At 67.5% G+C, this 20888-nt stretch carries 21 protein-coding genes and 1 pseudogene; 2 read left to right on the plus strand and 20 right to left on the minus strand.

The genetic code is table 11. From position 1 onward, the window contains the following. Positions 1-155: 155 nt before the first annotated feature. From ACPUER_RS21300 to ACPUER_RS21365, 14 genes are all read right to left on the minus strand, one after another. On the minus strand, positions 156-1556 hold the full coding sequence (locus ACPUER_RS21300) for an MFS transporter (RefSeq protein WP_034180360.1): 1401 nt from the start codon (positions 1554-1556) through the stop codon (positions 156-158). A 24-nt stretch (positions 1557-1580) separates the two neighbouring features. After that, positions 1581-2825: an NAD(P)/FAD-dependent oxidoreductase gene (locus tag ACPUER_RS21305; RefSeq protein WP_175959378.1), complete on the minus strand. Its 1245-nt coding sequence runs from the start codon at positions 2823-2825 to the stop codon at positions 1581-1583. Further along, on the minus strand, positions 2822-3784 hold the full coding sequence (locus ACPUER_RS21310; RefSeq protein WP_425132036.1) for a VOC family protein: 963 nt from the start codon (positions 3782-3784) through the stop codon (positions 2822-2824). The genes ACPUER_RS21305 and ACPUER_RS21310 overlap by 4 nt, the downstream gene beginning before the upstream one ends. 18 nt (positions 3785-3802) lie before the next feature. Beyond that, complete coding sequence (locus ACPUER_RS21315; protein ID WP_425132037.1) at positions 3803-5293, minus strand: aldehyde dehydrogenase; 1491 nt, start codon at positions 5291-5293, stop codon at positions 3803-3805. A gap of 89 nt (positions 5294-5382) precedes the next feature. Beyond that, positions 5383-6210: an aspartate dehydrogenase gene (locus ACPUER_RS21320; protein WP_425132038.1), complete on the minus strand. Its 828-nt coding sequence runs from the start codon at positions 6208-6210 to the stop codon at positions 5383-5385. After that, entirely contained in the window at positions 6203-7870 is a 1668-nt protein-coding gene (locus tag ACPUER_RS21325; RefSeq protein WP_425132039.1) for a thiamine pyrophosphate-binding protein, read from the minus strand. The genes ACPUER_RS21320 and ACPUER_RS21325 overlap by 8 nt, the downstream gene beginning before the upstream one ends. Next, positions 7863-8660, minus strand: coding sequence for an SDR family oxidoreductase (locus tag ACPUER_RS21330; protein WP_425132040.1), 798 nt, complete (start codon positions 8658-8660; stop codon positions 7863-7865). Before ACPUER_RS21330 ends, ACPUER_RS21325 begins: the two co-directional genes overlap by 8 nt. 76 nt (positions 8661-8736) lie before the next feature. Next, complete coding sequence (locus ACPUER_RS21335) at positions 8737-9591, minus strand: IclR family transcriptional regulator (RefSeq protein WP_425132041.1); 855 nt, start codon at positions 9589-9591, stop codon at positions 8737-8739. Further along, the gene (locus ACPUER_RS21340) at positions 9588-10484 is read right to left on the minus strand and encodes an alpha/beta fold hydrolase (RefSeq protein WP_425132042.1); all 897 of its coding nucleotides are present in this window, start codon (positions 10482-10484) and stop codon (positions 9588-9590) included. The genes ACPUER_RS21335 and ACPUER_RS21340 overlap by 4 nt, the downstream gene beginning before the upstream one ends. Before the next feature lie 18 nt (positions 10485-10502). Then, the gene (locus ACPUER_RS21345; RefSeq protein WP_034180369.1) at positions 10503-11030 is read right to left on the minus strand and encodes a cupin domain-containing protein; all 528 of its coding nucleotides are present in this window, start codon (positions 11028-11030) and stop codon (positions 10503-10505) included. 29 nt (positions 11031-11059) lie between these two features. Next, positions 11060-11830, minus strand: coding sequence for an SDR family oxidoreductase (locus ACPUER_RS21350; protein ID WP_425132043.1), 771 nt, complete (start codon positions 11828-11830; stop codon positions 11060-11062). Then, the gene (locus ACPUER_RS21355) at positions 11823-12893 is read right to left on the minus strand and encodes an aromatic ring-hydroxylating dioxygenase subunit alpha (protein WP_310140964.1); all 1071 of its coding nucleotides are present in this window, start codon (positions 12891-12893) and stop codon (positions 11823-11825) included. The genes ACPUER_RS21350 and ACPUER_RS21355 overlap by 8 nt, the downstream gene beginning before the upstream one ends. Positions 12894-12948: 55 nt before the next feature. Further along, on the minus strand, positions 12949-13260 hold the full coding sequence (locus tag ACPUER_RS21360; RefSeq protein ID WP_034180372.1) for a recombinase-like helix-turn-helix domain-containing protein: 312 nt from the start codon (positions 13258-13260) through the stop codon (positions 12949-12951). Position 13261: 1 nt separating this feature from the next. Continuing rightward, positions 13262-13579 carry a non-heme iron oxygenase ferredoxin subunit gene (locus tag ACPUER_RS21365; RefSeq protein ID WP_027789384.1) on the minus strand — a complete coding sequence of 106 codons (318 nt, stop codon included), beginning with the start codon at positions 13577-13579 and terminating at the stop codon, positions 13262-13264. A gap of 447 nt (positions 13580-14026) precedes the next feature. On the opposite strand from ACPUER_RS21365, the gene ACPUER_RS21370 reads away from it, so the two are divergent. After that, the gene (locus ACPUER_RS21370; RefSeq protein WP_425132044.1) at positions 14027-15106 is read left to right on the plus strand and encodes a porin; all 1080 of its coding nucleotides are present in this window, start codon (positions 14027-14029) and stop codon (positions 15104-15106) included. A gap of 93 nt (positions 15107-15199) precedes the next feature. On the opposite strand, the gene ACPUER_RS21375 is transcribed toward ACPUER_RS21370, so the two are convergent. The 5 genes and pseudogenes from ACPUER_RS21375 to ACPUER_RS21395 form a co-directional block, all read right to left on the minus strand. Beyond that, positions 15200-16093, minus strand: coding sequence for an IclR family transcriptional regulator (locus tag ACPUER_RS21375; RefSeq protein WP_034180374.1), 894 nt, complete (start codon positions 16091-16093; stop codon positions 15200-15202). 288 nt (positions 16094-16381) lie between these two features. Then, positions 16382-16861 (minus strand): type 6 secretion system effector deamidase TecA, encoded by a 480-nt coding sequence (gene tecA / locus ACPUER_RS21380; protein ID WP_175918184.1) that lies wholly within the window; start codon positions 16859-16861, stop codon positions 16382-16384. Between the two features lie 97 nt (positions 16862-16958). After that, a pseudogene (locus ACPUER_RS21385) lies at positions 16959-17225 on the minus strand (YbaB/EbfC family DNA-binding protein); the annotation flags it as partial. Between the two features lie 113 nt (positions 17226-17338). Further along, complete coding sequence (locus ACPUER_RS21390) at positions 17339-17545, minus strand: hypothetical protein (RefSeq protein ID WP_034180396.1); 207 nt, start codon at positions 17543-17545, stop codon at positions 17339-17341. Positions 17546-17893: 348 nt separating this feature from the next. After that, on the minus strand, positions 17894-18499 hold the full coding sequence (locus ACPUER_RS21395) for an alpha-ketoglutarate-dependent dioxygenase AlkB family protein (RefSeq protein ID WP_425132057.1): 606 nt from the start codon (positions 18497-18499) through the stop codon (positions 17894-17896). A gap of 248 nt (positions 18500-18747) precedes the next feature. Here ACPUER_RS21395 and ACPUER_RS21400 point away from each other — a divergent pair, with 248 nt between their 5' ends. Continuing rightward, positions 18748-19335 carry a malonic semialdehyde reductase gene (locus ACPUER_RS21400; RefSeq protein ID WP_425132045.1) on the plus strand — a complete coding sequence of 196 codons (588 nt, stop codon included), beginning with the start codon at positions 18748-18750 and terminating at the stop codon, positions 19333-19335. 9 nt (positions 19336-19344) lie between these two features. Here the strand turns inward: ACPUER_RS21400 and ACPUER_RS21405 are convergent, their stop codons facing one another. Next, entirely contained in the window at positions 19345-20493 is a 1149-nt protein-coding gene (locus ACPUER_RS21405; RefSeq protein WP_425132046.1) for a metallophosphoesterase, read from the minus strand. Positions 20494-20888: the final 395 nt, after the last annotated feature.

The raw sequence follows: 20888 nt of genomic DNA on the forward strand, positions 1-20888 counted from the left end.
AGCCTTCGCCTATCCTTGCGCTTCGTCGAGATCGACATGCTCGCGGCCGTCTTCAGGTTGCGCGCAACGCGCTCCGCTGCCAACGGATCGCCCCAGACAAAAAGGCCCGGACATCGCCCGGGCCTGTGCGCATCGTCCGCTACCGCCGGCCGCGCTTACGCTTCGAGCGCCTCCAGCACCTTCCCCTTCGTCTCGATCCCGACGAAATGCACGGTCACCGCCGCGATCAGCGGCACGATGCCGATCAGGTAGAACGCCGGCGCGAGGTTCCCGCCGATGATCGCGTGCGGCACGACCATCGGCGCGACGAACGACGCGATCTTCAGCCACGCGCTGCCGAGCCCGCAGCCCGACGCGCGGATGCTCGTCGGATACTGTTCCGGCGTGTAGACGTACGCGGTAATGAACCCCGACGCCATCAACCCGAGCGACAGCGAGCAGAAGACCGCAACGACATACACCGACGATGCGTGATAGATGCCCGCGAGCGCCAGCGACAGCGCGCACAGCACGAACGACCACACGATCACCGGCTTGCGGCCGAGCTTGTCGACGAGCAGCGCCGACGCCAGCGACCCGAGCACGCCCATTACCGAACCGATCACCGCGAGGTTCAGCGCGAGCTGCAGCGGCGCATGATAGAAGTTCTTGTAGATCGTCGGCAGCCACGTCGACAGTCCGTACTGGATGAACCCGCAGGTCGCCCACAACGTCGCCACCGCGAGCGTGCGCTTGCGATACGCGGCGCTGAACAGGTCGCTCATCCTGCGCTTCGGATGCTGGCGCACCATCTCGTCGAACGCGGCCGCCTGCGTGACCGGCGGCAGTTCGCCGCGAACCGACGCTTCGAACACGCCGACCGCGCGCCCGGCTTCCGCGAGCCGCCCGCGCGACGCGAGCCAGCGCGGCGATTCCGGCACGAGGCGCGTGAGCACGAGCGACAGGATCAGCGGCAGCCCGCCGACGAAGTACATGATTTCCCAGCCGAAGCGCGGCACGAGCCACGCGCCGAGCGCCATCGACACCAGCAGGCCGATCGGGAACACGATCTCGTACAGCAGCACGAAACGGCCGCGGCCATGCGCGCGCGTGATCTCGTTGATGTACGTCGCGGCAACCGGCAGCTCGCCGCCGAGCCCGAGCCCCTGCAGGATCCGCAGCAGCACGAACACCTCGAAAGTCGGCGCGAAACCGCATGCGATGCTCGTGATGCCGATCACGGCCGAGCTCCATGCGATCGCCTTCACACGGCCGTGCTTCTCGGCCAGCGCGGGAAACAGGAAGGCGCCGATCAGCTGGCCGATCGCACCGGATGCGATCAGCATGCCGATCTGCGTCGGCGACAGCCCCCATTTGTGAATCAGCAGCGGCAGCGTCGCCGCGATCGTGATCACGTCGAAGCCGTCGAAGAACGTCGCGGTGCCGATCAGCACGCGTGCGCGGATTTGCATCGCGTTGCCGGGAAGCCGCTCGAGCCGCGCGATGATCGCGCCGGGCGTGGAGGCGGCAGCTTCCATCGTGGCGCGTCCGGCCACGACGTTGTCGAAAGTGCTCATGCGGGGTGTCTCCTGGTTTGCCGGTCAGGCAAGCGCTTTGGTCGTGTCCGCCAGGGCTTCCGTATCCACTGCCCGGCCCTGGTTCATCCACTTGCGCGCGAGCTTCAGCTCGCGTGCGTTGTTCACGGCGATGACACCTCTCACATGCCCGTCGCCAAGGAAAAACAGCGTCGCGCGGCGCGCGGCGAGATCGCCGCGCACGACGAGCTGCGCATCGGCCGGCAGATCGCCGAGGATCTGCAGGTTCACGTCGTACTGATCGGACCAGAACCACGGAATCTCCGCGTACGGCGCGCGCACGCCGAGCACGGCTTTCGCGGCCGCGATCGCCTGGTTCTGCGCATTGGCCCACGATTCGAGCCGCACGCGCCGTTTCAGCCAGCCGTTGTGATGGTTCGCGACATCGCCGCACGCGAAGATCGCCGGGTCGCTCGTCGCACCGAATTCGTCGACGACGATGCCGTCGTCGACGGCCAGCCCCGCATCGCTCGCGAGCGATGCGTTCAGCGCGAGGCCGATGCCGGCCACCGCGAAATCGGCGTCGATCGTCGTGCCGTCGGCGAGCGTCGCGCGCACCTTCGATGCGTCGCAAGGTTGCGCGTCGAGCGACGCGAGCGCCGCGCCGAGACGCACGTCGACGCCGTTCGTGCGATGCAGGTCGAGCAGGAAATCCGACACGATCTGCGGCACCGAGCGGCCGCACAGGCGCGGCGCGCCTTCGACCACGACCGCCTCGACGCCGAGCTTGCGCGCGGTCGCCGCGACTTCGAGGCCGATCCAGCCGCCGCCGATCACGAGCACGCGTTGGCTCGCGCGCAGCTTCTCGCCAAGCGCTGCCGCTTCGTCGAGCGTGCGCAGGTAATGCAGGTTCGGCGTCCTCACGATTGCGTCGGGCAAGCGGCGCGACGTGCCGCCGGTCGCGATCACGAGGCGGTCGTATTCGATCTCGCGACCGCTGGCGGTCGTCACCACGCGGCGCGCGCGGTCGATCGACGCCGCGCGTTCCGGCTGCCACGCTTCGATATCGAGCGCGCCGAATTCATCCGGGCGCACGACGCGTACGGTTTCGATATCGGCGTCGCCGGCCAGCACGGCCTTCGACAGCGGCGGACGCTCGTACGGCAGGTGCGGCTCGTCGGCGATCATCACGAGGCGGCCCGTGTAACCTTCCGCGCGCAACGTCTTCAGCACCCAGCCGGCGGCCTGGCCGCCGCCGATCACGACGACCGTGCCGGGCGCGGGCTGCGCCTGTGTGTTCGCTTCGGTCACGATTTGCGCTCCGTCATGAACTTGCCTTCCGGCGCCTTCGCGTTTTTCTGCCGGCGCGTGTTGCCGTCGAGGCCACCGTCGACGGCCCACTCGGCGAACACGGTCGGGCCCGGCTCGAATTCGCGCGGCTGCCATTCGGGCGTCAGCACGTCCTCGTCCGCGTAGTACTCGATCAGCGCACCGGCCGGATTCTGGAAGTACCAGAAGTACGCAGACGACACCGGGTGACGGCCCGGGCCGAGTTGCGTTTCCCAGCCGCAGCGGTCGATATGCATGCCGCCGCCGAACACTTCGTGGATGTCGCGCACGGTGAATGCGACGTGGTTCAGGCCGCGCTTTCCGTTCGGCAGCGCGAGCAGGAACAGGTCGTGATGGCCGCCGTGCGGCGCGCAGCGCATGAACGCGCCGCGGCCCGGGTAGCGATCGGACGTCTCGAAGCCGAGCAGTTCGTGATAGAACTTTTCCTGTTCGTCGAGGCAGTTGGTGAAGAACACGACATGCCCGACCTCGACCGGCTCCGCGCGTGCATAGATCGGGCTCGGCTGGTCGACGCGCAGCGTCTGGCCCCACACGTTCGACGGCGAGCCCGTGATGTCGAGTTCGCGCTTGCGCGTGACTTCGACGCGGATCGCCATTCCGTTCGGGTCGATACAGCCGACCGCATCGTCGTGCGAGTAATAACCCGGCTGGCCGGCGAGCTTCGTGCGCAGCGCGTCGACTTCGCCCTGCGTCGCGACGCCCCACGTCACTTCGCGCAGCGTCGGGCCCGCTTCGAACGCGGGCGGCAGCGCCGGATCGTCGGCGTTGACGGCCAGCACGGTACAGCCGTTCATCGTCTCGAAGCGCGCGCGCGTGTCGTCGTGCGCGACTTCCTTCAGCCCCCAGTCGGCGAAAAAGCGCCGGCAGGTCGCGAGATCGTCGACGCCGTACGTGATCTGCTCGATTCCCAAAATGCTCATTGCGTCATTCCCCTTCGCTCAGTTCGCCCACGGCAGCGGCGCGTCGTTCAAACCCCAGTAGAGGCTCTTCTGCTGCATGTACTCGCGGATGCCGAGACGCCCCTTCTCGCGCCCCATCCCGCTCTCCTTCCAGCCGGAGAACGGCGTGGAAATCGAGAACAGCTTGTACGTGTTGATCCATACGGTGCCCGTCTCGAGCGCGCGCGCGATGCGCCACGCGCGCTTGTAGTCGCGCGTCCAGATGCCGGCGGCAAGACCGAACACGCTGTCGTTCGCCTGCGCGATCAGCGACGCTTCATCGTCGAATGGCATCGCGACGAGCACGGGCCCGAAGATTTCTTCCTGGCAGATGCGCGCGCTGTTCGGCAAGCCTTCGAGTATCGTCGGCTGATAGAAGAAGCCGTTCTCGCGCCCGTCGCCCGACGGCCGCTCGCCGCCGCACAGCAGGCGGCCGCCTTCTTCCAGGCCGAGCGCGACGTAGCGCTCCACCGATTCGCGGTGCTTCGCGGTAATCAGCGGCCCCATCTGCGTATCGGGCCGCGTCGGGTCGCCCACGCGCAGCTTGCGTGCACCCGCAACCAGGCGCTTCATGAATTCGTCGTACACCGTGCGCTGCACGAACAGCCGCGAACCCGCGATGCATGCTTCGCCCGACGAGCTGAAAATGCCGTACAGCACGCCGTTGACCGCATGATCGAGATCGGCGTCGTCGCACACGATCGTCGGCGACTTGCCGCCGAGTTCGAGCGACACGGGCATCAGCTTCTCGGCCGCGATGCGCGCGATGCCGCGGCCCACTTCGGTACCGCCCGTGAACGACACCTTCTTCACCAGCGGATGGCGCACGAGCACGTCGCCGATCACCGAGCCCTTGCCGGGCAGCACGCTCAGCACGCCCTTCGGCACGCCGGCTTCCTCGCAGATGCGCGCGAGCGCAAGCGACACGAGCGGCGTGACTTCGGCCGGCTTGAGCACCACCGCGTTGCCGCCTGCGAGTGCCGGCGCGAGCTTCTGCGCGTCGGATGCGATCGGCGAGTTCCACGGCGTGATCGCCGCGATCACGCCGATCGGCTCGTACACGCTCATCGTCAGGTAGTCGCCGCGCGACGGCGTCAGTTCTTCGTCGAGCGTTTCGAGGCAGGCCGCGAAATAGCGGAACGTGTTCGCGGCGCTGGCCACCAGCACGCGCGTCTCGCCGATCGGCTTGCCGTTGTCGCGACGCTGCAGGTTCGCGAGCGCCTCGTGGCGCTGCATGATCAGATCCGCGATGCGGTACAGCACCTGCGCGCGCTGGTGCGGCTTCAGCCCGGCCCAGTCGGCGCGGCGCCATGCGGCATCGGCGGCTTCGACGGCGTCGGCCGCGTCTTCGGCGTTCGCCGTCGACACTTCCATGTTCACCGACTGGTCGGCCGGATAGATGCTGGCGTAAGGCGCGCCACGGCCGCGCCGCCACTCGCCGCCGATCAGGATGTTGCCGTCGGGTACCAGGCTCGTATCGAAAGGAGTCATGTCACAAGTCCCACAAATCTGTCTCTGCGCACCCGCCCTCGCCGTGGCGCGGACGGACGTTCAATAGTCCGAATCTCTCGAAGCGCCGCTCAGATCACGCAGCGGGCCACGCGGTTGCGCAGCGCGCGGATCGCACTGAACGCCGTCAGCGCGGACGTCTTCGGGTTGTCGGGCAGCGGCTTGCCGCTCATTTCCAGCGACATCTCGCCGAATGCGCCACACGCGGCGATGCGGTGCACGTTGCGCGAGACGGCCGGATCGGCGATCAGGCGCACGCGCGTCGCATCGAGGCCGAGGCCCGCGAGCGCGACGGTCGCCGCGACGTTCGCGTTCTTCGGATAGAGTCGCGCAGCGTCGCGCGCAGTGCCTTCGAAGATCACCTTTTCCTCGGTCATCGCGCGCAGGTCGCACAACTCCTCGGCCGGCGTGCCGAGCCAGCCGAGCGGCGGCTTGCGGCCGACGTACAGCACTTCGTCGAGACCGCCCTGCTTCGCGGAAGCCAGCGCGTCGATGCCGCCGATCGCGCCGGACAGCAGCGTCAGCGTCGCGTCGCCTTCGTCGGCGGCCCGAGACAGCACGTCGAGCAGCGCGAGATCGGACAGCGCGCCGATCGAAGCGACCGCGCAGTCGGTGCCGGCCTTCAAGAGCGGCACGACGTGATCGACGAGCGCACTGTGGCCCGCGCATTCGAGCGCGAACTCGGGGCGACGGGCCAGTGCGTCGACCGACGACACGACCTCCACCGCGCCGCCCAGCACGCTCTGCACCGCGGCGCGCTGGTGGTCGGGCACGATCACGTGCGCGATGCGCAGCGCCGCATCGTGCTCGACCGCGTGGTACACGGCCGCGCCGATCGCGCCGAAGCCGATCATCGCGACGTCGACGGGTGCGTGCCCGCGTGCGTGGTCGTTACACATACTGGCGCTCAGACGGCGCTTCCGTCTTCACCGGCGGGCCTGCGAACGACGAGGCGAACGAGCCGACCGACAGCATGTCGACTTCGACCATCACCGGCCCTTCCTTCGCCATCCCGTCGCGCACGATCGCTTCGGCCTGGTCGAGCGACGTGATCCGGTAATGCGCGAGGCCGAAGCTCGCGCAGAACTGCGCGAAATCGGGCTGGTGCAATTGCACGAAGCAGCGGCGGCCACCGTAATGCGCGTCCTGGATGTTGCGGATCACGCCGTAGCACTGGTCGTTCATCAGCACGATCATCACGTTCGCGTTTTCCTGCACGGCCGTCACGAGCTCGCCGACGTTGACCATCAGGCCACCGTCGCCGACGAGGCAGACCGTCTTCGCGGCGGCGCCCGCCAGCGCCGCGCCAATGCCCATCTGAATCCCCTGGCCGATGCCGCCGCCGAGCGCATGCACGCCCGCGCGCGGTTCGAAGATCTTCAGCAGGCGGTTGCCCCACGTGCTGTTCGAGATCGTCACGTCGCGCACCCAGTTGTAGTCGCGGCCGACCGCGCCCTGCAGCGTATCGACGAGCTGCTTGTAGGGCCCCAGGCCCTTCGCCACATCGGCAACCGCCTGCTCGCGGGCCGCCGCGAGATCCGATGCGAACTGCGGATCGACCGACAGGCGGCCTTCGAGGCGATCGGCCAGCTCGGCCAGCACGCGCTTCGAATCGCCATGCACGAACAGCTCGTTGCGATAGCCGCGGTTGTCGGCGAGCGCGTCGGCATCGACGCGGAACAGCGGCTGCGGCAGCGCGAGCTTGTACTTCAGCGTCTCGTTGCCGCGCAGGCGCGAGCCGACCACGACGAGCGCATCGCAGGTCTTGTAGAACGCTTCGACGGACGCATGCACGTTGAACGCGCCGAGCGTCGCCGGATGATCCTCGGGCAGCACGCCGCGGCCCTGCACGCTCGTCACGACGCCGAAGCCGAGCTTCACGAGGCGTTCGACTTCGTCGCGTGCGTGACGCGCGCCGCCGCCGAGCCACAGCAGCGGGCGGCGCTTGGCCGCGAGCGCGTCGGCGAGCTTCGCGACGCGTGCGGCGTCGTGTTCGCTCACCGCGACGTGCGCCGGCGCAAGATCTTCCGGCCATTCGATCTCGGCGGCCTGAATGTCGATCGGAATCTCGACCGACACGGGGCCCGTCGGCGCGGTCTGCGCGATGCGCACGGCTTCGCGGATCGTCGGCAGCACGGTCTCGACCGTGCGCACGCGGAACGCGGCCTTCGAGATCGCGTCCAGCATCGTCAACTGGTCGGGCGCTTCGTGGATATAGGCGAGATCCTGGTCGAGGTACGGCGTCTCGATCTGTCCGGTGATGTGCAGCATCGCGGTGCCGGCCGTCAGCGCCTCGACCATCGCGCCGGCCGCGTTGCCCGCCGCCGTGCCCGTGCTCGTGAACGCGACGCCGAGGCCGCCCGACACGCGGGCCAGGCCGTCGGCCATGTTCACCGCGCCGGCTTCGCCGCGCGCGCCGACATAGCGGATGTTGCCGCGCGAGTTGATCGCGTCGAGGATCGGCATGTTGTGGATCGAGATGACACCGAATGCGGTTTTCACGCCGCACTGCTCGAGAAAGGCGGCAATCAGCTCGCCAACCGTGGTTTTTTCAGACATGGCGTGTAAAGCCTCCAGAAACGTCGATATGGCTGCCCGTCGTGTAGGACGACAGATGCGTTGCGAGATAAAAAAGTGCCCAGGCGGCCTCGTCGGGCTTGCCGAAGCGATTCAGCGGGATGTTCTTCGTGCGCGCGAGCGCCCCCGTCCAGTCTTCCCAGCTTTCGCCGGCTTGCGCCTGCGCTTCGTAGCGGCGGCGCCACTGGCCCGATTCGACGATGCCGATCAGGATCGAGTTCACGCGGATGCGCTGCGGCGCCAGTTCGGTCGCGAGCGACTTCACGAGGCTCAGCACGCCCGCACGCGCCGACGACGTCGCGACCATGTGCGGCTCGGGCTGCAGCGCGAGCAGCGAGTTCACGCAGGTGATCGTCGGCGCGGCCGCGTCGCGCAGCAGCGGCAGGAACGCGCGCGTCGGGCGGATGATGCTGAAGTACTTCAGTTCGAGTTCTTCGCGCCACGCGTCGTCGGTCGTGCCGGCGAAGGTCGACACGCGGCCCTGGCCTGCATTGTTGACCAGCATGTCGGCACGGCCGAAGCGCGTGGACACCGCTTGCGCGAACGCGGCCACGTCGGCTTCGTCGAGCACGTTGCAGCGCTCGGCAAGCAGTTGCGCGCCCGCGTATTTGTCGCGAAGCATCGCTTCGGCGCGTGCGAGGCGGTCGCTGTCGCGGCCGCAAATCGCAACCGATGCGCCGGCCTGCAGGAATCGTTCGGCCGTCGCGAGGCCGATGCCGGACGAACCGCCCGTCACCACCGCAACCTGCGCGGTCAGATCGATCTCAATCATGTCAATCCTCGCCGGGCCGTCCCAAGAGGATTGACCGCCCCCTCGGGGGGCAGCGCGCGAAGCAAGCGTGGGGGTCTCATTTCAATCCTAACGCCTTCATAAACGTGTGCTCGTCATCCGAGCGGTAATTGAGCCGCCGCGACAGTTCCGCCGCCGCGCGCTGCACCTTTTCGATCAACCCGTCCGCGATCAGCGCCGCGTCGATCTCCGGCCGCGGCACCGTCACCGTGATGCACGCGACGATCTTCTGCGTCTCGTTTCGCACCGGCGCCGTGACCACCGAGATGCCGCGTTCGAACGACGAATTGCTGACGCCATAGCCGCGCAGCGCATCCTCGCGGATCACTTCGTACAACGCATCGACCGTCTCCGGCGTCGCGCTCGTCATCCGGTTCAACGTGCCTTCCGGATACAGCGAGCGCAGCTCCTTCAGCGACAGGTCGCCCATCAGCACGTGGCCGTGCGTCGTCGCATACGCGGGCAAGCGCGTGCCGACGTTCACGCGGATCGAGCTGAACACCGGCGACTGGCTCTGCGCCTTCGCGACGAACACGACGTCGCGGCAGTCACGGATCACGATGTGCGTCGTGAAGCCGGTCGCGTCGCGCAGGCTCTCGATCACCGGCAGGCCGAGGTCGGTCAGCTCCAGCGAGCTCAGGTATTCGAAGCCGAGCCGCAGCACGGCGATGCCGAGCTTGTAGTTGCGATCCTTGTCCGCACGCTCGAGAAAGCCGAGCGATTCGAGCGTCTGCAGCAGACGGAACACCGTCGTGCGTGGAATGCCGAGCCGCTTCGACAACTCGGGCGCGCCGAGCACGGGCTCGCGCGGCGAGAATTCGGCGAGAATCCGCAGCCCGCGCTCGAGGCCCGGCACCACGTAGCCGGCTTCGGCCTTCCTGTTTTCGGGTTCTTGTTGCAGCGGTTCGCTCATGCCAGCCCCCACTGCGTATCGCACTGACGGCAGAACGTGTCGATCAGTGCGGAATAAACGGCCGGCGCTTCCACGTACCCGGCATGACCGGCTTGCGGAATCACCTGCAGCCCGACGTGCGCGGCCGCGGCGATCCGCTCGCATGCGGCGGGCGGCGTGATCGCGTCGTTCGCGCCGACGGCCACGGCCGTGCGGCCGCGAAAACCGGCGAGATCGGCCGCGAGATCGGCATTCGCGAGCAGATGCGTGGCCTGCGCGTAACCTGCCGGCGCGATGCGCGCCATGTTCCAGCGCACCCACGCACGCGCATCCTCGCTCGCGAAACCGGACAGCATGTTGCCGCTGCGCTGCTCGGCGAGCCCGGCCGGACCGAGTTCCGCGAGCATCGCGAGCCGCGCGTCGCGGCGCGATTCGCGCGTTTCGGCTGGCGCGCTGCCGTAGCCGCCGGCAGGCGACACCAGCAGCAGGCCGGCGATCCGACCGGGCATCGCGCGGGCGAGACCGCCCGCGACGATCGCGCCGAGCGAATGCCCGACCAGCACGCAGCGTTCGATGCCGAGTGCCTCGAGCCACGCGCTCAGCGATGCCGCGTAATCGGCGGCGGCCGGCGACGCGTCGTGCACGGGCGTCGACGCGCCATAACCGGGCGCATCCCACGCGAGCACATGCCGCGATGCGCCGAGCGTGTCGAGCTGGCGCACCCAGGATGCGGCGCCCGAGCCGATCCCGTGCAGCAGCACGACGGGCAGCGCGCGGCCCGCATGCTGCGCGCCGGCCTCGCGATATCCGATCGTGCCCGCCGCGCCGGCCGCGCAACGCTGCTCGGGAAACTGCCCGAGCAGTGCGGCGAATGCCGCGGTGCGGTCGCGTTCACGTTTGTCGATGACACTCATTGCTTCACCGGCTCCGTCTCAACGCTTGATCTTCGCGAGCGGCGAATCGGGCGGATACGTCGGCGTGATCGGCTTCGGCGAACCGAGCATCACGCACATCAGCGCGTCTTCCTCGCCGATGTTGATTTCCGTGCGATACACGCCGGGCGGCACCGAGATCAGGTCGCGCTCGCCGAGGATCGCTTCCCACGTCTCGCCGTCGCGTTCGCAGATCACCTTCATCTTGCCGCGCAGCACGAAGAAGATTTCTTCCACGTCGATATGGATGTGGCTCGGGCCGATGTTGCCGGCCGGGATCACCATCGTCGAGAACGTGAAGTTGCCGGCCGGCACCGTGTTGACGTCCTTCGCGACGCCCGTGCCGCCGGTGCCGACATAGCGCATCTGCGCACGGCGGTACTTCGGGTCGTAGTCGGCCTGGAACTTCAGTGCGTCCCAGTCGTAGCGACGCGTCGCGTAGCGCGCGACGCGCCCTTCCATCCAGTCGTTGAAGCTTGCGCCTTCCGGCTGGTCCCACGACTTGCGTTCGAGATCGGCGTCCGCCATCGTCAACTCCTTCATCAAGGGTGAAAACATCAATTCATCACGAAGCCGCCGTTCACCGGCAGCAGTTGGCCCGTCACGAAGCGCGCGCCGTCCGACAGCAGGAACAGCACGGGGCCCGTCACGTCGTCGGGCACCTGCGCGCGCGTCAGCGCGCGGCCCTGCATGTAGAACGCGTGGCGCTCGGCCGGCACGTAGGCCGTCGCCTCGACTTCGGTCAGCCCCGGCGCGATCGCGTTGACCGTCACGCCGTGCGCGCCGAACTCGCGCGCCTGCGCATGCGTCATCGCGATCACCGCGCCCTTGCTCGCGACGTACGCAAGCAGCTTCGGCGCGCCCCACAGCGCGGTGTCCGATGCGAGGTTCACGATCGCGCCGCGGCCCGAGCGCGCGAGGTGCGGCAGCGCCGCATTGCTGACGAGCCACACGCCACGCACGTTGACGTTCATCACGGCATCCCAGGTCGGCACATCGAGTTCCGTCGACAGCCTGCCGCCCGAGTTCGTGATCGCCGCGTTGTTGATCAGCGCGTCGATGCCGCCGAGCGCCGCCGCACTCTGCGCGACGAATGCGTCGACGCTCGCCGGATCGGCCAGGTCGAGCGCGAAGAAATGCGCGGCGTGACCGGCTTGCGCGAGCTGCGCGGCCAGCGCGCGGCCCTCTTCGGCGAGCACATCGCCGAACGCGACCTGCGCGCCCGCGGCGACGAGCGCCTTCACGAACGCCGCGCCAAGACCGCGCGCGCCGCCGGTGACGAGCACGCGGCGCCCCGCGAGCGACACGACCGGTGCGAGCTCAGCCATTCGCGGGCTCCGAAGCGGCTTGCGCCGCGCGATGCGCGTCGAGCGCGGACAGGTGTTCCTGCGCACGCTGGCGCAGCATCCGGCGCACGCGCGTGATGCCGATGTCGTGCTGGTACAGGTATTCGTGATCGCGCGCCTGCGGCGCGAGGCTTTCGAGGACGTAGCGGTCCTGCTCGAGCACGTCCCAGTGCAGCCCTTCGAGGCGGTTGCGGTACATGAAGCGCCACACGTCGCGCTGCCAGCCGCTGACCTTGCGCGTGCGCCAGAAGTAGACCTGGCAGTTGTCGCCGTCGACCGGCGTCGCGAAGCCGATGATCCCGAAGTTGCCGCCCGGGCCGAACTTCTGCTTGTACGGGATCGCGAGGCGCATCCACAGGCAGCCGGTTTCGCCGAGTTCGACCCAGTCGAAGTTCACGTCGCGCTGGCCGATCTTCTCGAACATCAGGCCCGTTTCCGTCTTGCGCACGCGCATGTCGGCCTGCTTGTCGCCTTCGGCCATCGAGTGCGACGTCGCGTGCAGGTATGCGCCGTGCATCGGGTCCATCACGTTGTCGATCGCGTACTGGTAATTGCACTTCCAGTTCGACACGCACAGGAAGTGGCCGTATTCGTCGGCGACCAGTTCCTCGGGCAGGTTCAGCGGCGCCGGCTCGCCGTGCGCTTCGTCGCCGAACCACAGGAAGATCGCGCCGGCCTTCTCTTCGACCGGATAGGACTTCACGCACTTCGTGCCTTCGAGCGGGCAGTTCGACACGGCCGGCACACGGTTGACCGTGCCGCCGCCGTCGACTTCGATGCCGTGATACCAGCACGCGATGCTGCCGCCGAGGTTCCAGCCGAGCGACAGCCGCGCGCCGCGGTGCGGGCAGCGATCCTCGAGTGCATGGACCTTGCCGTCGTGATCGCGCCACAGCACGATCTGCTCGGACAGGCGCGTGAGGCCGACGGGTGCGTTCGACACCTGCCAGCTCGGCGCGACGGGATACCAGTAGTTCTTGATGCCGCGGTCGAGATAGTCACGGACCGGGTCGTGTTGGGAAGCGTGTTGTACGGGGGACGTCATCAGTGTGCTCCGGATGCGGTTGTCGTCGGGTCGGCGGATCGCGCGCTCGGTGCGGTCATTCCGCCAGCGCGGCCATTTCGGCGCGGAAGCGCTCCGGTGTCCACGGCGTGCCGTCCGGCGCGCGGAAGCCGATGCGGTTCAGGCCCGCGACGACGTCGTCCAGCTCGGTCGCGCCGGCTTCGAACACGCGTTCGAGCGCATCGCCGAGGTCGTTCTCGTACTGGGTCGGCTCGGCCTTGCGGTTCTGCCAGATCCGGTTCTCGACCTGGCCGGGAATCTCGATCTGCCCCTTGCCGGCGACGTTGTTCGGCTGCGGCGCCACCCACGGCTTCAGGAAGGGATTGAAGTTGACGGTCGCTTCTTTCATGTCATTCCACCTTGATCTGGATTTCCTCGCCGGCGAGGCGCACCGCGTACTGCTTCAGCGCGCGTCCGCCCGGACCCTTCAGGCATTCGCCCGTCCTGATGTCGAACACGGCCTCGTGCAGCGGGCATTCGACCGTGCCTTCGTCGACGAACCCCTGCGTCAGCAGCGCGTACGCATGCGGGCACACGTTCTCGAGCGCATACACGTCGTCGCCGACGCGATAGATCCCGATTTCGACGCCGTCGGTCCGCTTGAACTCGATCGGCGTGTCTTCCGACAGCGCGCCGGCGTGCCCGGCGCAAATCCATTGTTCAGACATCTCACACCCTTCCTTCTGATCGACTCTCGGTTTGCTTCTCGATTGTTCCATACCAGGAACAACAGTTTATGGATGGTGATTATAGGAGTGACTTTCCACGAGTAAAACAAAAAGCTGCACGCCCTAGGGAAAACACCGACCATCGGGTCGACCATTGCCCCCGCCTGCCCCATCAAATGTGGTTTTTTGTTTTGTGGCGGGAAGTTATGCCCTTTTTACGGGCTTCGCGCAGCGATGCCGCGCACCGTCCGGGAACCCATCCGTCCCGAAAAATTTATTTTTGATCACGCGCTTGACGCCCCTATACTACATTCCATCAGAGGCACGTCGTTCCTTATATGGAACACAAGAAATGCCCATCCGGCGGTGGAACACGCGTGACGGCCGGCCGTCCCCGCGCATGCCGCCACGGCACGTTTTCATCAGGTTGGAGAGTCAGGAGATCAAATGGTCAAGCATGCGGTAGCAGCAGCAGTCATCGGGATGGGCGCCGCGTCGGGCGCGTGGGCGCAGAGCAGCGTGGTGCTGTACGGCAGCCTGGATGCGGGCGTCGCATACGTGAACAACGTCGGCGGTCATGCGAAGTGGGCGATGATCCAGGGCAACACGCAGCCCGATCGGTGGGGCCTGAAGGGCAAGGAAGACCTCGGCGACGGCCTGTCGGCGATCTTCCAGCTCGAAAACGGCTTCTATACGAACAACGGCCAGTTCGCGACCGCGAACACGATCTGGAACCGCGCGGCGTTCGTCGGCCTCAGTTCGGAGCGCTACGGCACGCTGACGCTCGGCCGCCAGACGCCGCTGTCGTTCGACTATCTCGATCCGCTCAGCACGGCCTACCTGGCGCTGAGCTGGTACGCGTTCCACCCCGGCAACATCGACGGGCTCGCCGCGACCGGCAACGTGCCGTACAACAACGCGGTGAAGTACCGCTCGCCGAGCTTCGCAGGCTTCTCGGCCGCGGCGGCGATCGCGCTCGGCAATACGACGAACTTCTCGACCGGCAAGTCGGTCGGCGTCGCGCTGAACTATGCGAACGGGCCGTTCAAGGCGTCGGCCGTCTATTCGAACGAACACGACCGCTCGATCCTGATCGGCCAGACGGGTATCGCTTCGTTCCAGGGGCAGAACACCGCGAACGGCTACATAGCGAACAAGGTCGAGAACATCGGCGCGGGCGCGTCGTACCAGTTCGGCGACTTCCTCGTGCACGGCCTCTACACGCGCACGAAGATGCAGTCGAACGGCTTTTCGGATACGTTCCAGAGCTATGACGCGGGCGTGAACTACCGCAGCAGCGCGTTCAACACGATCGCGGGCGGCGCGGCGACCACGACGCTGGCCGGCCGCCGCTGGACGCAGGTCGAACTCGGCGACATCTATGCGCTGTCGAAGCGCACGCAGCTCTATGCGAACGTGTTGTACGAACACGGTTCGGGCGGCGCGAAAGCCGCGTTCTTCACGGCCGGCGTATCGAGCACCGCGAACCAGGTGATCGTGCTCACCGGGATCCACCACTCGTTCTGAGCGGTTTCGCGCGTTCGGCGTCCGAAACGACAAGAGCGGCCCGCGGGCCGCTCTTTTCCTTTGCGATGCCGGATGCGTCGCGCCGCTTGTACGTCAGAACATCGCGACCTTGTGGCGCGCGTGCGCAAACGTCGGGTCGCTTTCGAGCGGACGATAGTTCAGGCGCTGCGACAGGTCGACCGCCGCACCGCACACGGCTTCGACGAGCCGCTCCTTCTCGCCGGCCTCGCCGATCTCCGAGCGCGGCACCGTTGCGGTGATCGCCGCAACGATCGAGCCCGAATGATCGCGCACGGGCGCGGTCACGGCCGAGATGCCGCTTTCGAACGCCGCCTCGCTGACCGCATAGCCGAGCCGCGCGTACTGCCGCACTCGCTCGTACAGTTCGTCGACGGTGCCCGGCGTGCGCTCGGTGAACTGTTCGAGCCGCTTTTCCGGATAGAGCTGGCGCAGCGCGTCGCGCGTCAGGTCGCCCATCAGCACGTGGCCGTGCACAGTCGCATGCGCGGGCAGGCGTGTGCCGACATGCACCTTCACCGAACCGAACATCGACGCATTGCTCTGCGCCTTCGCGACAAACACGACGTCGCGCTGGTCGCGGATCAGCAGGTGCGTCGAGAAGCCGGTGGAATCGCGCAGCCGTTCGAGCACGGGCGCGCCGAGATCGGTCAGTTCGAGCGAGTTCAGGTATTCGAAGCCGAGCCGCAGCACGCCGACGCCGAGCCGGAAATGGCGGTCGCCGTTCACGCGTTCGAGAAAACCGAGCGCCTCGAGCGTCTGCAGCAGGCGGAACGTGGTCGTGCGCGGAATGCCGATGCGCTTCGACAACTCGGGCGCGCCGAGCACGGGCTCGCGCGCCGAGAATTCGGCGAGGATCCGCAGCCCGCGCTCGAGCCCCGGCACCAGATAGGACGAAGCGCCGCCGGACGATTCGTCGTCGCCGGCAGCGGCAGGATCGGGGGCGTCGCTCATCGTTGTCTTGACCATGTGGACATGGACGGAAGGAAATCAGTCACGAAACAGGTCATGGATCGTCGTGGATATTCAGTCATGCTACTCCAGCGCGCGCGCAGGCTCGCACCCGCGCGCTTCGCCGCGACGCGGCATGCGCATCCGCGACCCCATGCAGAGTCATTCACGGTCGAGAGGATAGCAGCGATGGACAGCGCGACGCCATGCGGAAATCGCCGAACGGCGGGAACCCGGCCGCCCGGCCGTTGCCTGCTTCGGGCGGCTGAAAGACGGCGAGCGGCGCGGCATCCGGCGCCGCGTCGCCTACAGGCGCGACAGGTGGACCCGGATGTTCGCGCGGTCGTACGTAAAGCCGCCGGCCGCATCCTGCTCGAGCACCCGGGCAAGGTCGACCGCATACATCCATCCGCTGCCCAGACGGCCGCCGTTCACCGCCCGGATCCGGCTGCCGCCGACCGCGATCGCGGCATGAAAGACATTGCCGCCGCGGGAGAAACCGACCGCGGTTCCCGCCGGAATGCTGGCGCGCCCGTCCCACTGATCGCCGGTCTCGAAGTTGAATCGCGTCCTCCAGTGCTGGCCGATCGTGTCGAGCAGCGTACCGGGCGCGATCATCGCGTCGCCGCGCAGCAGGTACCGGACATAGGCCGCGGCGTCGTAACAGACGCCGCCGGACACGTACTCGTTGATGTCGGCCATGCCGTACATCAGCGCTTGCGCATGTTTCTGCTTTTCGGCGAAGCCGGATTGGGCGACATGGCCGCCTAACTGGGTCAGTTGCATGGGTAGGTCCTTTTGAGGAAGAAGGGCATCGTAGCCCCGCCAACGCAATAACCTCATATCTTATTACGATATCCGCCTGCATCGGCCGGCCCATGCGTCACGGCGTGCGCGCCGCCGACGCCGGTGCGGCGGCCGCCGCGTCGGGATTCGGCGCGAGCCGCAGGCGCACGCGCAACGGCTGCAGCATGTCGGGCGGCGGCGGCTCGGCCAGCGGGCCGCCGGCCGTCAGCAGTTGCCGCAGCGTCGCGTCCGCATCGGAATCGCCCAGCGACGCGAATTCGACGCGCGTGACGGCGCCGTTCGCTCCGATCCACGCGCGCACGACGATCGCGGGCGGCGGTGCATCGGCGCTCGCGTGCGGTACCGTGCGATGTACGCATCGCGGTTGACGGAAGACAGGAATCGATCGGGAAAAAACAGCGGCCAGCGGGCGGCAGGCGGTGAAGGCGATCCTCGGGCGGGATCGCCGCGACGGCGTCAGGCCGTCACGGCGGCGTCATACTCGGCGCGGGCAAGCTGGCCGGCGGCGTACGCCTCGGCTTCGCCGCGAAAGCCTTCCCGGCTGAATGCGACGACTTTCACACCGACGCCGGTCGCCCGCTTCACCGTCAGCGCCCATTGCCATCCGCCGTCTTGTTCAAAGACGTGCAGCGAGGGTTCGAAGGAAGGGTCGAGTACGGTCACGCGTTAAGCTCCTGCCCCCTTGCGCATTGCATCGGCAACGCACGGGGCATGTCGAAAGGGTCGCGCCAGTATACGAACGACGCGTTTCAGCCATTCGACAGTCTAGTCAATGATTGTTGCGACGCACCATCAGAGGTTTCACTCATCTATCGGAACCTGGCGGTCGATCGAATATTCCTGAAACCCATATGGGACGGGCCTCAAAGCCGCTTCAGGCAGCACGGTACAACGCTCATGCGGCAACGTGCCGCACGCGCGGCCGATTGCGTGCATCGGTCGTTCGTGGGTCACAAAAACGGGGCGGGAATCTCCCGGCCACCCGGGCATCGTCGTCTTGACGACCGGCCGCTACCGGCCCGTACCGGCCGGCATCACGCGCCGGAATGTCAGGTTGACGCGCTCGCCCTGCACGCTCGGCGCCTTCGGCACGCGATGCTGCCATTCGGCCTGCGTATGCCCGCGCATCACCAGCAGGCTGCCATGCACGAGGCGATACGCATGCGTGACGCCGGTCGCGCGATGGCGAAGATCGAACACGCGCATCGCACCGAGGCTCACCGACGCGATCACCGGCGCATCGCCGAGCTCGGGCTCGTTGTCCGCGTGCCAGCCGAGGCTGTCCTGCCCATTGCGGTAGCGATTGAGCAGCACGCTGTTGAATCGCGCGCCGCATGTCGCCTCGACCGCGTGCTTCAGGTCGAGCACGGCCGGCGTCCACGGCGCCGGCACGTTGCGGATCCCCGAATACACGTAAACGGCATCGGGCTCGCCCTGCCACGCCGTGAGCCTCGGCAACGGAATGCGGCCGCGCGGCGTGCGGATCGTGTCCTGCCGCCACGCGACCTCGCCGATCAGCGCGGCCAGCGCGCGGTCGGCGTCGGGCTGCGCGAGCCAGTCCGGGTACCAGTCCACGTCGGGCACGGGCGTGTCAGAGAAAAGATCGGGCGTCGACATGTCGGGAAGGAGCGAGCGATGAACGGGGCGAACCATGCATGTCTGCATACTAGCCAACGGCGCCGCGCGCCGCCATGCGCTGTCATTCGCCGATGAAAGGGCCGATGAAAGGAAACCGCCGCGCACCGCGATGCGCGTTCTCGCATCACGCTATCATCGCGGCGTGTCGCGGCGCCCTGCCGCGGGGCGCGGCTTTCTTCCGCCATGCCTGCCGGCGCGCCCCGGCCGCCTTCTTCCCGGATCCCATCATGACGACGCTCTCCGATTCCGCCCTCGATCAACTGTTCCGCACCGCGCGCACGCACAACGCGTGGCAGGACAAACCCGTCGACGACGCGCTGCTGCACCGGCTGATCGACCTGACGAAATTCGGCCCGACGTCGGCGAACTCGAGCCCCGCGCGCTTCGTGTTCGTCAAGTCGCCCGAAGGGAAGGCGCGCCTGAAGCCCGCGTTGTCCAAAGGCAATCTCGCGAAGACGATGGCCGCGCCCGTTACCGTGATCGTCGGCATGGATTTCGCGTTCTACGATCACCTGCCGCGCCTGTTCCCGCACGCCGACGCACGCAGCTGGTTCGCCGGCAACGATGCGCTGATCGAGGCCACCGCGTTCCGCAACTCGTCGCTGCAAGGCGCGTACCTGATCCTCGCCGCACGCGCGCTCGGCCTCGATGCGGGCCCGATGTCGGGCTTCGACAGCGCGAAGGTCGATGCCGAATTCTTCGCGGGCACCGCGATCAAGAGCAACTTCCTCGTGAATCTCGGCTACGGCGATCCGGCCGGCCTGTTCCCGCGCAGCCCGCGCTTCGACTTCGACGATATCGCCCGCATCGAATGACGGGGCTCGCTAGCCGCCGCGCGTCAGCCGGATCAGCGTAATCTCGGACGGCACGCCGAAGCGGTTCGGCGGCCCCCAGTATCCGGTGCCGCGGCTCGTATAGAGCCACAGATCGCCGAAGCGGCTCAGCCCGCCGATCACCGGCTGCTGCATCCGCACGAACGGCGGCCACGGCAGGAACTGGCCGCCGTGCGTGTGCCCCGACAACTGCACGGTAAAACCCGCGCGGTTCGCCGCCTCCGCGCTGCGCGGCTGGTGCGCGAGCAGGATCTTCGTGCCGACGTCGCGCGGCGCGCCCGCCAGCGCCTGCTCGGGGTCGCTGCGATGCGCGGGATCGAACCCGCCCGCCGTGAAGTCGGTCACGCCGGCGAGCACCGCACGCGCGCCGTCGTGCTCGATCAGCACGTGCTCGTTCAGCAGCACCGTCAGCCCGATGCGCCGGAATTCGTCGATCCACTCATGCGCACCCGCGTAATACTCGTGGTTGCCCGTCACGAGAAAGCTGCCGTGCCGCGACTGCATGCGGCCGAGCGGCGCCGTATGCTCGCGCAGACGCTTGACCGAACCGTCGACCACGTCGCCCGTCACGACGACGAGGTCCGCATCGAGTGCATTGACCGCGCGCACGATCCGTTCGATATAGGGCCGCTTGATCGTCGGCCCGACGTGGATGTCGGACAGTTGCACGATCGTCAGCCCGTCGAGCGCAGCCGGCAGCCCCGCGACCGGAATCGACACGCGCTTGACCGCCGCCGTGCGGCGCGCGCCGACGAACCCGATCGCGGTGACGAGCACCGCGGCCGCCAGTACGCCGAGCGCCGTGTCGGCTGCAGCGCCGCTCCACGCGCCGTCGTGCCCGAGATGCCGCCACGCGAACACGCCGAGCAGCACGAACTCGCGCAGGACAGTCAGCACGAGCAGCGACGAAAAGAAGCCCATCACGAGCGAGCCGGCCCAGCCGACCAGCGTCGCGGCCCAGCCTTCGTCGAAGCGGCGTGAGAACATGCCGACCGGAATCAGCACGACGAAGCTCGCCAGCACGAGCGCCGAGATCGTGCGCGCGACCGGCGACGCGAACGCGTCGGGAATGATCCGCATCCCGACGTACAGATGGAACAACACGCCGATTGCAATGAACCGGACAAAGAAACTTCGCATGGAGCGCTCACCTTCGTTGCAATACGGCTTCCGCGAAATCCGCAACACGGGGCCGTGACGCCCCATGCCGCGCTTCGCGCCATACGTACGATGGTACACAGATCCCGGCTACGACGACCGGTCGCGGCCGCCGGTGGAGCCTCGCGTGGCTTCGCGCGGCGATCGGCCGTTTCCACACCGATTCCGCCGCGTCAGCGCGGTAAATTTCTTCAGCCCTCTTTCGTCTGACGATCCTTTACAGTCCGTTAGCAACCCTACACGAGCTTGCGCTGGCAGAATCATGGCGATCCGACCGCCCCGCCGCCGAAACGCGATGCCGGACGGGCCGGCACCACCGCCAGCGCGACCGCGACCGGCCGTGGCCCGTGCCGCCCCCCTCGAGACGGACGGCTGGC

It is taken from the genome of Burkholderia sp. DN3021 (assembly GCF_049805555.1).
Lineage (GTDB): Bacteria > Pseudomonadota > Gammaproteobacteria > Burkholderiales > Burkholderiaceae > Burkholderia > Burkholderia pyrrocinia_C.

What these genes read in the sequence shown, in the direction of transcription:
- ACPUER_RS21370 (WP_425132044.1), top strand. Translation starts at nt 14,027, where the DNA reads ATGGTCAAGCATGCGGTAGCAGCAGCAGTCATCGGGATGGGCGCCGCG.
- ACPUER_RS21320 (WP_425132038.1), bottom strand. Translation starts at nt 6,210, where the DNA reads ATGTGTAACGACCACGCACGCGGGCACGCACCCGTCGACGTCGCGATG.
- ACPUER_RS21350 (WP_425132043.1), bottom strand. Translation starts at nt 11,830, where the DNA reads ATGGCTGAGCTCGCACCGGTCGTGTCGCTCGCGGGGCGCCGCGTGCTC.
- ACPUER_RS21375 (WP_034180374.1), bottom strand. Translation starts at nt 16,093, where the DNA reads ATGGTCAAGACAACGATGAGCGACGCCCCCGATCCTGCCGCTGCCGGC.
- ACPUER_RS21345 (WP_034180369.1), bottom strand. Translation starts at nt 11,030, where the DNA reads ATGGCGGACGCCGATCTCGAACGCAAGTCGTGGGACCAGCCGGAAGGC.
- ACPUER_RS21355 (WP_310140964.1), bottom strand. Translation starts at nt 12,893, where the DNA reads ATGACGTCCCCCGTACAACACGCTTCCCAACACGACCCGGTCCGTGAC.
- ACPUER_RS21405 (WP_425132046.1), bottom strand. Translation starts at nt 20,493, where the DNA reads ATGCGAAGTTTCTTTGTCCGGTTCATTGCAATCGGCGTGTTGTTCCAT.
- ACPUER_RS21330 (WP_425132040.1), bottom strand. Translation starts at nt 8,660, where the DNA reads ATGATTGAGATCGATCTGACCGCGCAGGTTGCGGTGGTGACGGGCGGT.
- ACPUER_RS21340 (WP_425132042.1), bottom strand. Translation starts at nt 10,484, where the DNA reads ATGAGTGTCATCGACAAACGTGAACGCGACCGCACCGCGGCATTCGCC.
- ACPUER_RS21335 (WP_425132041.1), bottom strand. Translation starts at nt 9,591, where the DNA reads ATGAGCGAACCGCTGCAACAAGAACCCGAAAACAGGAAGGCCGAAGCC.
- ACPUER_RS21365 (WP_027789384.1), bottom strand. Translation starts at nt 13,579, where the DNA reads ATGTCTGAACAATGGATTTGCGCCGGGCACGCCGGCGCGCTGTCGGAA.
- ACPUER_RS21310 (WP_425132036.1), bottom strand. Translation starts at nt 3,784, where the DNA reads ATGAGCATTTTGGGAATCGAGCAGATCACGTACGGCGTCGACGATCTC.
- ACPUER_RS21315 (WP_425132037.1), bottom strand. Translation starts at nt 5,293, where the DNA reads ATGACTCCTTTCGATACGAGCCTGGTACCCGACGGCAACATCCTGATC.
- ACPUER_RS21400 (WP_425132045.1), top strand. Translation starts at nt 18,748, where the DNA reads ATGACGACGCTCTCCGATTCCGCCCTCGATCAACTGTTCCGCACCGCG.
- ACPUER_RS21360 (WP_034180372.1), bottom strand. Translation starts at nt 13,260, where the DNA reads ATGAAAGAAGCGACCGTCAACTTCAATCCCTTCCTGAAGCCGTGGGTG.
- ACPUER_RS21325 (WP_425132039.1), bottom strand. Translation starts at nt 7,870, where the DNA reads ATGTCTGAAAAAACCACGGTTGGCGAGCTGATTGCCGCCTTTCTCGAG.
- tecA (WP_175918184.1), bottom strand. Translation starts at nt 16,861, where the DNA reads ATGCAACTGACCCAGTTAGGCGGCCATGTCGCCCAATCCGGCTTCGCC.
- ACPUER_RS21300 (WP_034180360.1), bottom strand. Translation starts at nt 1,556, where the DNA reads ATGAGCACTTTCGACAACGTCGTGGCCGGACGCGCCACGATGGAAGCT.
- ACPUER_RS21395 (WP_425132057.1), bottom strand. Translation starts at nt 18,499, where the DNA reads ATGTCGACGCCCGATCTTTTCTCTGACACGCCCGTGCCCGACGTGGAC.